Below are 350 nucleotides of genomic sequence, written 5' to 3'. Positions count from 1 at the left end.
GTATTCACGCAGCGATACCTAGCTTATGCTAAGTGGGTTTCCCCATTCGGAAATCCGTGAGTCGTAATGTCTCTTACCGACTGCTCACGGCTTATCGCAGGTTAGTACGTCCTTCATCGCCTCTGACTGCCAAGGCATCCACCATGCACGCTTAGTCACTTAACCATACAACCCCAAGAAGTGTCGGTGAAACCGGCACGGCTTGTTGCTGTACAACAAGGACCAAATAAAATTTGGTTTTCGCCAAGAAGTTTCCAAAGCACTTGTAACAAATGTTTGAGAACTACTTTTTAAATCAGCTTTCCAGATTGTTAAAGAGCATGTTTGCAACGGCGCAAGGCCGAAGAAAA

General features: G+C 45.7%; 1 rRNA gene. It reads right to left on the bottom strand.

Annotated elements, in window-relative coordinates:
* Window positions 1-165, bottom strand: a 23S ribosomal RNA gene (locus J9892_RS20520); the annotation flags it as partial.
* Between the last annotated feature and the right edge of the window lie 185 nt (window positions 166-350).

Origin of the sequence: Aeromonas sp. Prich7-2 (assembly GCF_017939255.1) — a bacterium.
GTDB lineage: Bacteria > Pseudomonadota > Gammaproteobacteria > Enterobacterales > Aeromonadaceae > Aeromonas > Aeromonas caviae.
The sequence above is the reverse complement of the archived record's forward strand: the minus strand, read 5'-3'. Positions and strand labels throughout refer to the sequence as shown.